This window comes from Ruegeria sp. AWH4_226, assembly GCF_056159225.1.
Genome location: NZ_JBSWUU010000001.1, coordinates 1244626 through 1256895, shown reverse-complemented (window position 1 = coordinate 1256895; position 12270 = coordinate 1244626). Strand labels below are relative to the sequence as shown.

Here is a 12270-nt window from a genome sequence, read left to right as displayed (position 1 = left end):
GTGAGTCGGGCCGAAGGTTTCAACGGACACGATCATGAACAACGTAAACGGCATATTGCTGGTCGTCGGTGCGATGGCGGCCTTCACTCTTGAGGACATGTTTATCAAGCACCTGTCGTCCACTGTTCCGACCGGTCAGATCATGATTGTTCTTGGGCTGGTCTGCGGGTTGGTTTTCGCCGTGATGTCGGTGGTCACGCGCAAACGTATCTTTGATCCGTTTGCATGGCGTCCACTTCCCTTGATACGTGCCGGCGCCGAAGCGGTTGGCGCGCTGACTTTCGTGACCGCGTTGTCCTTGGTGGAGCTGTCCACCGTAGCCGCGGTGTTTCAGGCAATGCCGCTTGCCGTGACTATGGGAGCTGCCCTGTTTCTGGGCGAGCATGTCGGCTGGCGACGTTGGAGCGCGATTGGCGTGGGTTTTATCGGTGTATTGATGATTATCCGCCCAGGGCTTCAGGGTTTTCAGCCCGAGTCGCTGTTTGTCGTGGCCACTGTTATTGCGATTGCCGCGCGCGACCTGATCACGCGTAAGCTGGATGTCCGGGTGGCTTCTTCTGTCGTGGCGCTTCAAGCCTATCTTGCGATTGCGCTTGCCGGCCTCGTTCTAAAGTTTGTTACCGCGCAACCCGTGGTGCCACTGCAAGCGGCTCAAGTTGGTCCGTATTTGGGTGCCATCGTGTTTGGCGTCGTCGCCTACTATGGGATCGTCACTGCCATGCGGATTGGTGAGGCTTCGGCGCTGACCCCGTTTCGCTACACGCGGTTGGTCTTTTCGATTGCGGCGGGGATGCTGATGTTTGGCGAGCGTCCTGACCTGATGACACTGGCCGGCGCCACGTTGATCATGGGGTCGGGAATGTACACCTTCATGAGAGAGCGCAAATTGGCCCGTGAGCTTGCTGCCGTAGTCTGAAGGAGCGCCGCAAGTGGCGAAATCGTTTAACTGTTAGCCCTAAACTCAGGTAGTTATCCGTGTTAGCGGTAACGTATCCGGTTTACTTTTTGCAGGGTGATGGTATGAGGCGTGCAAGTTATTTTAGCGACAGGAACGCGCCTCATGAGCACCATCATCGACATCCACGCACGCGAAATACTGGACAGCCGGGGTAACCCGACCGTTGAGGTGGACGTGATTCTGGAAGACGGCACCATGGGCCGCGCTGCTGTACCCTCGGGTGCGTCTACCGGAGCCTATGAGGCGGTGGAAAAGCGTGACGGCGACAAGTCGCGCTATATGGGCAAGGGCGTGCTCGAGGCCGTTGCCGCAGTCAACGGTGAAATTGCCGAGGAACTGGTTGGCTTCGACGCGACTGAGCAGGTCGCCATCGACCAAGCCATGATCGAACTGGACGGGACCGAGAACAAAGGCCGTCTGGGGGCAAATGCCATTCTGGGCGTTTCACTGGCGACTGCGAAGGCGGCGGCAGATTTCACCACTCAGCCCTTGTACCGTTATGTTGGCGGCACGTCGGCCCGCGTTTTGCCAGTACCGATGATGAATATCATCAACGGGGGCGAGCATGCAGATAACCCGATCGACATCCAGGAATTCATGATCATGCCCGTTTCGGCCGCGAATATCCGCGAAGCGGTTCGCATGGGCTCCGAAGTGTTCCACACACTGAAAAAAGAACTGTCAGCGGCGGGGCTGGCCACAGGTGTCGGTGATGAAGGCGGGTTTGCACCCAACATCGCCTCTACCCGTGAGGCGCTGGATTTTATTCTGAAGTCCATCGAAAAGGCGGGCTACAAACCGGGTGAGGAGATTCACCTTGCCCTCGATTGTGCGGCGACCGAATACTACAAGGACGGCAAATACGTTCTGTCGGGTGAGGGAAAAAGCCTGACCTCAGAAGAGAATGCGAACTATCTTGCGGCTCTGGTCAACGACTATCCGATCATTTCGATCGAAGATGGCATGTCCGAGGATGACTGGGACGGCTGGAAGGCTCTGACCGACACCATCGGCGACAAAGTGCAGCTGGTGGGTGACGACCTGTTCGTGACCAACCCGGAGCGTCTGGCCGAGGGGATCGAACGCGGTTGCGCGAACTCGATGCTGGTCAAGGTGAACCAGATCGGATCACTGACCGAAACCCTGCGCGCCGTCGATATGGCCCACCGTGCGTGCTATACCAACGTGATGTCGCACCGTTCGGGTGAAACCGAAGACGCCACGATTGCCGATCTTGCCGTTGCAACCAATTGCGGTCAGATCAAGACCGGCTCGCTTGCGCGGTCGGACCGGTTGGCCAAGTACAACCAATTGATCCGCATCGAAGAATCTCTGGGCGAAGTGGCAGAATATGCCGGGGCTTCGATCCTCAAGCGCTGAGTGTTACGCTGATCCCTGAATTTACCGAGGATCAGCCCGTGCTTCGCATTACAGAACCCACAACGCCGGACCAAGTCGAAGCGGTCCGGCGTCTGTGCTGGGACTATCGTGATTTTTTGCTAACGCTGGATGCGCACTCTCGGAAAATAGTTCGAACCTTCTATCCGCGCGAAAAATATGCGCGGATACTTTCGTCTATAGAAACTGAACACAGCCCTCCAAACGGTGGTATGCGTCTTGCCTTGAAAGATAGTCAGCCCGTCGGGTGCGGGATGTTCCACACCATCGCCCCGCGCGTAGCCGAGATAAAACGCGTTTTTGTGGCAGATAGCGTTCGGGGCGCAGGTGTGGGTTTCGCGATAATGCAATCCCTCATCGAACAGTGCCGCGAGCGTGGATTTGACTATATCCGTATGGACACGGGCAAACCGATGCAGACGGCTGCGCGTTTATACCTGTCGATGGGGTTCTCTTTGCGGGATGCGTATTCAGAGATTCCAGAAATCGCGAAGGGTCATTTGCTGTTTTTTGAGATGGATTTGCGCGCGAACAACTCTGCTTGAAGAACATGCATAGATTTTATGCTTGGTTTTCGAATTGAAAACGCAGAGGAATCCGTCGCGTAAAAAATAAATCATCAAATATATCATTATGTGTGAACTTTTTCATACTTGTCCCGGATTGAGTTGAGGTATTCTGAACAAATTACAGAAAGGAGCACACCATGACTGGTTCGAAATTCCTTCTCGTAGCTTCAGTGATCAGCACCATATTCCTGGCGGCCTGCGCGGGACCGGGGACATATCCGATCACGGGTGAAACGGTGTCGTCCGGTGACCCGGTTCAAGACATGGATATGCCGACGTTCATCTTCCGCGGCGAGTCGCGTTAAAGGACCTTGCTCATCAGCATGTATTTGTCGCGCGGTTTGAACCCCGTGCGCAAGTAAAGCTTCTGCGCGGTCTCGTTCGCGCGATCGACTTCAAGGTGTAGGGCGGTCAACCCCGCGTTGGACAATGCTTTAGGCAGATCGTTCAGCACCTCTGTGGCGATGCCGCGTCCGCGGATGGCAGGGCGAATGTAGATTTCATCGACAAAGCCGTCCATGCCACCAAATTCGACCGACCAGCCGAAGGTCAGGATGATGTAGCCCAACGGTGCGCGACCCGGACCGATCAGGTAAATGCATCCGTGGGGGATACCCTCCAGCAGTGGTAAAAGGGCGTCACGTCTTTGATCCGCGTCCTGTTCAATGCCTTCTTCGGCATGAAAAGCTGTGACCAAGCCCATGAGACGGTCCAGATCCTCGGGACGGGCGAGCCTTAGTGCGGCGCTCATAACCGGGCCAGCCTTTCTGTCAGCAGATCAAAGAACCCATCGGCGTCAATATCCCCGATGAACAATGCGTTGGGCGGGCGGTCCGTGACGCCCCACCAGTCGGCGACCGTCATGCCCATCGTCAACTCGGATTGCGTTTCAATCTGAACGTTGATGTGACGGCCCGAAAACAGCTCTGACTGGATCAGATAGGCTGTCACGCAGGGGTCGTGCAATGGCGCACCTTCCGAGCCGTATTTTTCCTTGTCGAAGCGTTCGAAAAAATCCGTCATCTCGGCCACGGCGTGACCGACCTTGGTAGCAAGCGCGCGGAAGGCATCGTTACGGTCTTTTGTAACCAGAGCCTTATGCGTTACGTCCAGCGGCATGACGACGATTGAAACGCCAGATTTAAACACGATATCAGCGGCTTCCGGATCGACATAGATGTTGAATTCTGCGGTCGGAGTGATGTTTCCCACCTCGAAATACGCTCCGCCCATCAAGATAATTTCCTGCACCTGGTCGATTATGTCAGGGGCCTTCTGAAAGGCGGTGGCAATGTTGGTCAGCGGCCCCAGCGGGCACAACGTGACAGTTCCAGCCTCGTGCTTGCGCAGCGTGTCTATGATGAAGTCCACCGCGTGCCCGTCGGTCAAAGCCATTTGTGGATCAGGCAGGACAGGGCCATCAAGCCCGGTTTTGCCATGCACATGCTCTGCCGTGACCAAAGGGCGTTTGAGGGGGCGGTCGCAACCGGCGTAAACTGGAATATGTGTTTTATCCGCCAACTCGCAGACAATGCGCGCGTTCTTGGCGGTCAGCTCCAGCGGCACGTTTCCGGCGACGGCGGTAATCCCCAACACGTCGATCTTTTCCGGGCTGGCCAGCGCCAGCAGGATGGCCACTGCGTCGTCCTGACCAGGATCGGTGTCTATGATGATTTTGCGCGGTGCCATGCCTTACCTCCGGGATCTTGAAGCGCGGACACTCGCAAGTGTCACCGTGCTTGTCCAGCGGTTTCAGGCGTTGCTCGGTACATCCACAGGCGGGAGTTTGCCATTGGCACGATGCTCTTCGGTTTTCACCTCATCCCAGAGCGCATCCATCTCTGCCAGGTCGCTTTGTGATGGGGTCTTGCCACGGGCGGCCAGGCGTGCCTCAACCTGTTCAAAGCGGCGGGTGAACTTGGCGTTGGTACGGCGCAGAGCGGCCTCGGGTTCGATACCCAAATGACGGCCCAGATTGACCATCACGAACAGCAGATCGCCGAACTCATCTTCAAGCGCGTCGGGGTCCATCCGGTTGCGTGCTTCTTCCAACTCGGCGGCTTCTTCGGTGATTTTTGCGAGGACATGGCTGGCATCGGGCCAGTCGAACCCCACACGCGCGGCGCGTTTCTGCAGCTTGTGGGCGCGCAGCAGGGCGGGCAGGTTTGCTGCAAGACCGTCCAGCGCGCCTTTTTGTTCTTTGCCAGCGCGTTCTGCCGCTTTGATGGTCTCCCAATCCAGCGTCTGCTGCTCCGCAGATTTTTCACGGGATTCGTCTCCGAACACATGCGGATGGCGGGCGACCATCTTGTCCGACATGGTGCGGACCACGTCCTGAAAGGTAAAATACCCGGCTTCTTCGGCCATCTGCGCGTGAAAGACGGATTGGAACAGCAGGTCGCCCAGCTCGCCCTTCAGCTCGTCAAACGCTTCGCGTTCGATGGCGTCGGCGACCTCATAGGCCTCTTCAATCGTGTAGGGGGCAATCGTGCCAAAATCCTGTTCGATATCCCACGGGCAGCCTGTTTCAGGATCGCGCAGGCGTCGCATGATTTCCAGCAGACGTTCGATACCTGCGTCGCTGTCGTGGATCAGAGGATTTTCGGCCATTGCGAACCCTTTCGTTCCGGTGTCAGATGCATGCATTCCGCACTCAGGATCAGGAGTCCACCCCAGATGCCGGTCGTCAACCGAATTGCTGATTTCTCTTCCGATATGGCCGCGTGGCGCCGACATCTGCATTCCATCCCCGAACTTGCCTTCGACTGCCATGAAACGGCGGCTTTTGTAGCGGACCGGTTGCGTGGGTTCGGCGTGGATGAACTGCACGAAGGAATCGCAACAACGGGGATTGTCGCGATTATCAACGGGCAGGGCGATGGCGCGACAATTGGCCTTCGGGCAGATATGGACGCGCTGCCGATACCTGAGGATACGGGTGTCGAATACGCTTCGAAGCATCCCGGCAAAATGCATGCCTGTGGTCATGACGGCCACACCACGATGCTGTTGGGGGCCGCGCGATACCTGGCCGAGACGCGAAATTTTCGTGGTCGGGTGGCGCTGATCTTTCAGCCCGCCGAAGAAGAGGGTGGCGGTGCTGGTGTTATGGTCGAAGAAGGCATTATGGACCGATTCGACATTGCCCAAGTCTATGCGCTGCACAACGCGCCGGGCCTGCCCGTGGGCGCCTTTCACACGACAGCGGGAGCGATTATGGCGGCGGTGGACACGTTCCATGTGTATATCCAAGGTGTTGGCGGTCATGGTGCCATGCCGCACGAGACCCGCGATCCGGTCATGGCCGCCTGTGGTATCGCGCAGGCGCTTCAGACCATCGTCAGCCGAAATCACCACGCGCTTGACGATCTTGTCGTTTCCGTCACGCAGATTCACACAGGTACGGTGAATAACGTCGTTCCCGATACAGCCTATATCAACGGCACGGTACGCACGTTCGATCCAGCGGTCCAACAGATGGTGATTGAGCGGATGGAGCAGATCGTACAGGGGCAGGCGGCCTCGTACGGGGTCGAGGCGCGGCTGGACTATGAGATCGACTACCCGGCTACGATCAACGATGCCGAACGCACCAGCTTCGCAGCGGATGTCGCGCGCGAAGTTTCGGGGCCCGAACAGGTTGTCGACAATATGACCCGCAATATGGGGGCCGAGGATTTTTCATACATGCTGCAAGCCCGCCCGGGCGCCTACCTGTTTCTGGGTCAAGGCGAGGGGGCCGGGCTGCACCATCCGAAATACAATTTCAATGACGAGATCGCGCCGGTGGGCGCCTCGTTCCTTGCGCGGATCGTGGAAAAGGCGCAGCCGCTGGGGTAAAAAGGAAACCACATGGCACTTGAAGACGCAAAGACTCAGGTAGACGAAGCTTTTACCAACCCGGACCTCAAGGGGTTGTCTTTTGAAAATACGTTTGGCGGGGCAACCTCTTTCCTGCGGCGGCTTTACACCAAGACCCTGACCGGTGTGGATATCGCTGTCACTGGCGTGCCGTTCGATCAGGCCGTCACCAACCGGCCCGGGACCCGCCTTGGTCCCCGCGCGATCCGCGAGGCCAGCGCGTTGCAATCCCCTGACGCGCCTTATGGCTGGCCCTTTGATGCGCTGAGTGAGCTGGCGATCATCGACTACGGCGACGTGGCCTATGACTATGCCAATATTCCGGCCTTCCCCGATCTGCTGACCGACCATATCCGAACGATCCTGGCGGCTGACGTGGCCTCGGTTTCGCTGGGCGGGGATCACTATATCAGCTTTCCGATCCTGAAAGCCTATGCCGAGAAATATGGGCCCATGTCGCTGCTGCAATTCGATGCGCATACAGATACATGGGCGGATGACGATATGTCCCGCGTAGACCACGGGACGATGTTCTATAAGGCAGTGAAGTCTGGGATCGTTGACCCTAAGCGCTCGGTTCAGGTGGGGATTCGCACCACCAACGAAGATACGCTGGGCGTCAACATTATCGACGCACGGGAAGTTTATGAAGCCGGACCCGCTGCAGTGGCGGAAAAGATCAAAGCGATTCTTGGCGACAGCCCGGTTTACCTCAGCTTTGATATCGACGGCTTGGACCCCGCCTTTGCCCCCGGCACAGGTACGCCGGTCTGGGGTGGGCTAAGCTCTATCCAGGCGCAGATCATATTGCGCGATATCGCAGGAATAAACATCAAAGGCGGGGACGTGGTCGAGGTCTCTCCGCCCTATGACACATCGGGCGCGACGGCGATTGCAGGGGCGCATGTTGCAACGCAGATCATCTGCCTGTTGGGTTGGAGAAAGTTGGAGCAGGGTTAACCATTGGTTAGCCATCTTTCCGCTATCTGGCTCACCAAAAGGCCAGACGGGAGAAATTCAAGAATGACTGATTTTAACCAACCCATCAGCGGAAATGACCTTGCGCGGTTTTCGGGGCCAAACACGTTCATGCGTCTGCCGCAATCGGATAAACTGGCCGGGCTGGATGTGGCTATTTTGGGCATTCCAATGGATATCGGGACATCGTGGCGGTCCGGGACTCGATTCGGGCCCAAGCAAATTCGCAGCGAAAGCGCGATGATCCGGCCTTACAATATGGCAAGCTCTGCCGCGCCCTTTGACAGTTTGCAGATCGCAGATATTGGCGATCTGGCGATCAACACCTTTTCACTGGCCGACAGTTTGAAGATCATCAAGGAAAGCTACGATGCCGTCGTGGCCAACGGAGTGACGCCTGTTGCCATGGGGGGCGATCATTCGATCACATTGCCGATCCTGCGAGCGATCGCAGCCAAGCGCGGGCCAGTTGCGTTGGTCCATGTGGACGCGCATGCAGATGTCAACGATGAGATGTTTGGCGAGAAAGAGACGCATGGCACCGTCTTCCGCCGCGCTTTCGAAGAGGGGCTTATCATTCCTGACAAGACCTTTCAGATTGGCATTCGCGGCTCGGGCTACGCAGCATCGGATTTTTCCGAGGCCAAGGGCTGGGGTTTCAACCAGTTCCCCGCGTGGGAGTTGTGGCAGCAGAATCTTACGGAAATCGGGTCCCAGATCCGCAAGACGGTCGGGGATCACCCGGTTTACCTGTCGTTTGACATCGATAGCCTGGACCCGTCTTTCGCCCCGGGCACTGGCACGCCCGAGATCGGGGGACTGACGACCCCGCAGGCGCTGCAATTGATCCATGCGCTTGGCGGAATCAATCTGGTGGGCTGCGATCTGGTTGAGGTTTCACCGCCCTACGACCCATCGGGAAATACGGCGCTTACGGCAGCAAACTTGCTGTTTGAGATGCTGTGCATCCTTCCCGGAGTGTCATCACGGTAGAAATTCTTCCACGCACTCTATTTCAATGATCTGAGAACTGCCCTGCAGAATAAAAGGTTCGGGATGAAACGCGTGTTGATTTTGGTGCTTCTGGCCGTTTTGATCGCATTGACCGCATTTCGTTTCGCCCCGTCTGACCCTGATCGCTGGCACGTAGCCCTTGCAGGTGACGCCGATCGGGATATGCCCGACGGCGTATTCCGCATTGTCAAAGACGTACCCAACGGTTTGGAACGGCTGCATGTCATTGCCACGCAAGCGCCCCGCACTGATGTCTTGGCGGGATCGGTGTCAGAGGGGATGGTCACCTACATAACGCGCAGCAGGGTCTTTGGTTTTCCGGACTACACAACAGTGCAGCAGGACGGCGACATCCTGCGCATATATGGGCGTCTACGATTTGGGCAGAGCGATTTCGGAGTAAATCGGGACCGAGTTGATGGATGGCTGGATGCTCTGAAGGTTTGAAGACAAGCATCCTTCTTGCACTTCTCGCCACATCGGCACGTTCAATGACATCTGACACTGTGCCGTGAACATACGGCCATCGACCTGAAGGCAGATCAGCTCGCCCAGTTCGATGCGTGTGCCGGATTTGTCGGTACAATAGCAGTCCTGTACCTTGCCACCAGGGCCAACAACATCGGCCAGGGCAGGGGCCGCGCACAATAGAAAAACAAGCGCCAAACCTTTCATGAGCCGCAGCTTAGCACACGGTCGGCCCTTGACCAAAGCCTCGGATTAAGAGACACCGCGCGGATGATCCCAGAAGAACGCCTTGTGCAGATAACCCAGCGATTCCAGTATCTCGAAGCGGCCATGGCAGATGGCGCCTCGGGCGGAGATATCGCGGCGCTGGCCAAGGAGTATTCCGACCTGAAGCCGGTCGTTGATCAGATCATGTCGTGGCGTCAGTTGATCGCTGATCTGGCCGAGGCCAGGGCGATGATGTCTGATCCGGATATGAAGGAATTGGCCGAAGAGGAGATTCCGGCGCTGCAAGCCCGAATCCCCGAGGCCGAACATGCGCTGCAACTGGCGCTCTTGCCGCGTGACAAGGCAGACGCGCGCCCAGCGATGCTGGAGATTCGACCGGGCACAGGTGGGGATGAGGCCACATTGTTCGCGGGTGACCTCCTGCGGATGTATCAGCGCTATGCAGAAAACCGCGGCTGGCAGTTTGAAATCATCGAGGAGCAGACCTCGGACCTTGGCGGGATCAAAGAGGTGGTCGCCCATATCAAAGGCGACAATGTGTTTGCCCGGATGAAATACGAATCCGGTGTGCACCGGGTTCAGCGTGTACCGGAAACCGAAAGTGGCGGACGCATTCATACGTCGGCGGCAACAGTCGCGGTTCTACCTGAAGCCGAGGATGTCGATATTCAGATTGACGCCAATGATATTCGTATCGACACGATGCGCAGTTCGGGGGCTGGCGGGCAGCACGTGAACACAACCGACTCGGCGGTGCGGATCACACATCTGCCGACCGGTTTGGTGGTGACAAGCTCGGAAAAGTCGCAGCATCGCAACCGTGAGATCGCGATGCAGGTGCTGAAAACACGCCTCTTTGATCTTGAACGGCAGCGGATCGACAGTGAACGTTCGGCAGATCGGGCCAGCCAGGTTGGCTCGGGCGATCGGTCTGAACGCATCCGGACGTATAATTTTCCGCAGGGCCGTATGACGGATCATCGGATTAACCTGACGCTGTACAAGCTGGATCAGGTCATGCAGGGCGACTTGGATGAGGTGATCGACGCGCTGACGGCTGATGATCAGGCGCGGCTGTTGGCGGAGATGGCGCAATGATCGCCGCGCTGACGGCAGCGCAGGCTATGGTCGCGGCCACCGCACGCCTGCGGGCCGCGGGTGTGGATGATCCTGCCCGTGATGCGCGGGTCCTGTTGGCCCATGCCGCGCGGATCGAAGCCAGCCGGGTCACGCTGATCGCGCCTGAAGAACTGTCACCCGAAATCGCGGAACGCTATGACCAGTTGATTTCGTTGCGGGCCATTCGGGTGCCGGTATCACATCTTCTGGGCGAACGTGAATTCTACGGCCGTCGGTTCCGTGTCAGCCGCGATGTTCTTGATCCGCGTCCTGAAACCGAAACGCTGATCGAGGCAGCGCTGAGCGAACCGTTTGACCATGTATTGGATTTGGGCACCGGTTCCGGCTGTATCCTGATCACACTGTTGCTTGAACGGACCAGCGCGACGGGCGTTGGCGCAGATCTGAGCGAGGCTGCCTGCCTACAGGCCAGTGCGAACGCTGTCTCTCACAAGATACAAACACGGGCGGAGCTTGTATGCTCTGACTGGTTTGAGAACATTCAGGGGCAATTCGATCTAATTGTTTCGAATCCGCCTTATATTGCGCTGAGCGAGCTGCAGGACCTTTCGCCCGAAGTGCGAGAGCACGAGCCGCGTATGGCCTTGACGGACGAGGGTGACGGCCTTGGCGCATACCGTCATATCGCCGCCTCGGCTCCGGATTTCCTGATGCCCGGAGGGCGTATCCTGGTGGAAATTGGACCAACTCAGGGAAAATGCGTTGTGTCGTTGTTGGAAGCAGCGGGTCTGACGGGAACGCGGATCATCCCCGATCTGGACGGTCGTGATCGTGTTGTTATGGCCAGAATGCCATAGTTGCAGCCTAAGGTGAGGCCAAAAAGTGCCGATAATTGTAAAAAAGCTGCGAATTATTGGACAAAGCTCTTGTCTGCGCGCGCTGGACATGTTTACTCAGAGTCAGTCGGCGAGGCTGACGCTGTTTCAGCGGGCCCCTGACGCCAAGCCCAAAAAAGTCGACATCGCGTGACGGCTAATGCCACTGAGCAGTGCAGGGCGCGACGTAAACGGCACCGAATGACAAGGCTGACGTAAATTAAGATGAGATCTTCCAAATCCCGCTCGCGGGCCAAGAACAACCGCAATCGTCCTTCTGGTGGCAACGTTGTGAACCGGGTTTTTGACAGCTCGGGTCCTGAAGGCAAGGTGCGCGGTACGCCCCAGCAGATCATTGACAAATACAACCAATTGGCGCGCGATGCCCAGCTTTCGAATGACCGTGTGGCTGCCGAGAACTTTCAGCAGCATGCCGAGCATTACCTGCGTTTGCTGAGCGAAGCGCAGCGCGAAATCGAAGCACGCCGGGAAGAGCAGGAGCGCCAGAATCGCGAACGCCAGGCCGAGCGTGACCGCGAGCGCGCCGAGCGGCAGGAGCGTGAAGCTGCCCGCCAAGCCGATCTGGCCGAATCGCCGCAACCTGATGTGATGGATTTCGCAAGCGAAGGGTCAGCCCCTGAATCCGGTCTGGTCGAGACGCCGGAAAGTCAGACTGCGGCTCCGGCGGTAGACGTGCCCGAGAAGAAAGAAAAACCTGCCCGTCGTCCGCGTACGCGGAAGCCAAAGGCTCAGACAGCGGACGAAGCGCCGAATACAGATGGCGACGCACCCGAAGCTGCGGAATAAGCGCAAACACCAGCATTGCCAAAAGCCTCGGGTC

15 protein-coding genes are annotated in these 12270 nt (G+C 57.5%); 11 read left to right on the top strand and 4 right to left on the bottom strand.

Annotated elements, in window-relative coordinates; genetic code table 11:
* Window positions 1-34 precede the first annotated feature (34 nt).
* The 4 genes from ACXAET_RS06085 to ACXAET_RS06070 all read left to right on the top strand — a co-directional run bounded on the left by ACXAET_RS06085 (window position 35) and on the right by ACXAET_RS06070 (window position 3230).
* Entirely contained in the window at window positions 35-916 is an 882-nt protein-coding gene (locus ACXAET_RS06085; protein WP_475182612.1) for a DMT family transporter, read from the top strand.
* 144 nt (window positions 917-1060) lie between these two features.
* Window positions 1061-2338, top strand: a complete 1278-nt coding sequence (eno, locus tag ACXAET_RS06080) for a phosphopyruvate hydratase (protein WP_475182610.1) — start codon at window positions 1061-1063, stop codon at window positions 2336-2338.
* A gap of 38 nt (window positions 2339-2376) precedes the next feature.
* Window positions 2377-2901, top strand: a complete 525-nt coding sequence (locus ACXAET_RS06075) for a GNAT family N-acetyltransferase (protein ID WP_475182607.1) — start codon at window positions 2377-2379, stop codon at window positions 2899-2901.
* Between the two features lie 161 nt (window positions 2902-3062).
* Entirely contained in the window at window positions 3063-3230 is a 168-nt protein-coding gene (locus ACXAET_RS06070) for a hypothetical protein (protein ID WP_475182604.1), read from the top strand.
* Here ACXAET_RS06070 and ACXAET_RS06065 read toward each other — a convergent pair.
* The 3 genes from ACXAET_RS06065 to mazG all read right to left on the bottom strand — a co-directional run bounded on the left by ACXAET_RS06065 (window position 3227) and on the right by mazG (window position 5535).
* A complete protein-coding gene (locus ACXAET_RS06065) occupies window positions 3227-3676 on the bottom strand; it encodes a GNAT family N-acetyltransferase (protein WP_475182603.1) in 450 nt (149 codons plus the stop codon). The genes ACXAET_RS06070 and ACXAET_RS06065 overlap by 4 nt on opposite strands.
* The gene (locus ACXAET_RS06060; protein ID WP_475182599.1) at window positions 3673-4614 is read right to left on the bottom strand and encodes a nucleoside hydrolase; all 942 of its coding nucleotides are present in this window, start codon (window positions 4612-4614) and stop codon (window positions 3673-3675) included. The genes ACXAET_RS06065 and ACXAET_RS06060 overlap by 4 nt, the downstream gene beginning before the upstream one ends.
* 63 nt (window positions 4615-4677) lie before the next feature.
* Window positions 4678-5535 carry a nucleoside triphosphate pyrophosphohydrolase gene (gene mazG, locus ACXAET_RS06055; RefSeq protein WP_475187125.1) on the bottom strand — a complete coding sequence of 286 codons (858 nt, stop codon included), beginning with the start codon at window positions 5533-5535 and terminating at the stop codon, window positions 4678-4680.
* 66 nt (window positions 5536-5601) lie between these two features.
* Between mazG and ACXAET_RS06050 the strand changes: the two genes are divergently transcribed.
* From ACXAET_RS06050 to ACXAET_RS06035, 4 genes are all read left to right on the top strand, one after another.
* On the top strand, window positions 5602-6765 hold the full coding sequence (locus tag ACXAET_RS06050; protein ID WP_475182596.1) for a M20 aminoacylase family protein: 1164 nt from the start codon (window positions 5602-5604) through the stop codon (window positions 6763-6765).
* Between the two features lie 12 nt (window positions 6766-6777).
* Window positions 6778-7746 (top strand): agmatinase, encoded by a 969-nt coding sequence (speB, locus tag ACXAET_RS06045; RefSeq protein WP_475182592.1) that lies wholly within the window; start codon window positions 6778-6780, stop codon window positions 7744-7746.
* Window positions 7747-7809: 63 nt separating this feature from the next.
* The gene (gene speB / locus ACXAET_RS06040; protein ID WP_475182589.1) at window positions 7810-8757 is read left to right on the top strand and encodes an agmatinase; all 948 of its coding nucleotides are present in this window, start codon (window positions 7810-7812) and stop codon (window positions 8755-8757) included.
* Between the two features lie 63 nt (window positions 8758-8820).
* Window positions 8821-9225 carry a DUF1499 domain-containing protein gene (locus ACXAET_RS06035; RefSeq protein ID WP_475182586.1) on the top strand — a complete coding sequence of 135 codons (405 nt, stop codon included), beginning with the start codon at window positions 8821-8823 and terminating at the stop codon, window positions 9223-9225.
* Here the strand turns inward: ACXAET_RS06035 and ACXAET_RS06030 are convergent.
* Window positions 9151-9453 (bottom strand): hypothetical protein, encoded by a 303-nt coding sequence (locus tag ACXAET_RS06030; RefSeq protein ID WP_475182583.1) that lies wholly within the window; start codon window positions 9451-9453, stop codon window positions 9151-9153. The genes ACXAET_RS06035 and ACXAET_RS06030 overlap by 75 nt on opposite strands.
* Before the next feature lie 63 nt (window positions 9454-9516).
* Here ACXAET_RS06030 and prfA point away from each other — a divergent pair, with 63 nt between their 5' ends.
* The 3 genes from prfA to ACXAET_RS06015 all read left to right on the top strand — a co-directional run bounded on the left by prfA (window position 9517) and on the right by ACXAET_RS06015 (window position 12236).
* Window positions 9517-10572 (top strand): peptide chain release factor 1, encoded by a 1056-nt coding sequence (prfA, locus tag ACXAET_RS06025; protein WP_475182582.1) that lies wholly within the window; start codon window positions 9517-9519, stop codon window positions 10570-10572.
* A complete protein-coding gene (gene prmC, locus ACXAET_RS06020; RefSeq protein ID WP_475182578.1) occupies window positions 10569-11411 on the top strand; it encodes a peptide chain release factor N(5)-glutamine methyltransferase in 843 nt (280 codons plus the stop codon). The genes prfA and prmC overlap by 4 nt, the downstream gene beginning before the upstream one ends.
* A gap of 243 nt (window positions 11412-11654) precedes the next feature.
* Window positions 11655-12236, top strand: a complete 582-nt coding sequence (locus tag ACXAET_RS06015) for a DUF4167 domain-containing protein (RefSeq protein ID WP_475182575.1) — start codon at window positions 11655-11657, stop codon at window positions 12234-12236.
* The last annotated feature ends 34 nt before the right edge of the window (window positions 12237-12270 follow it).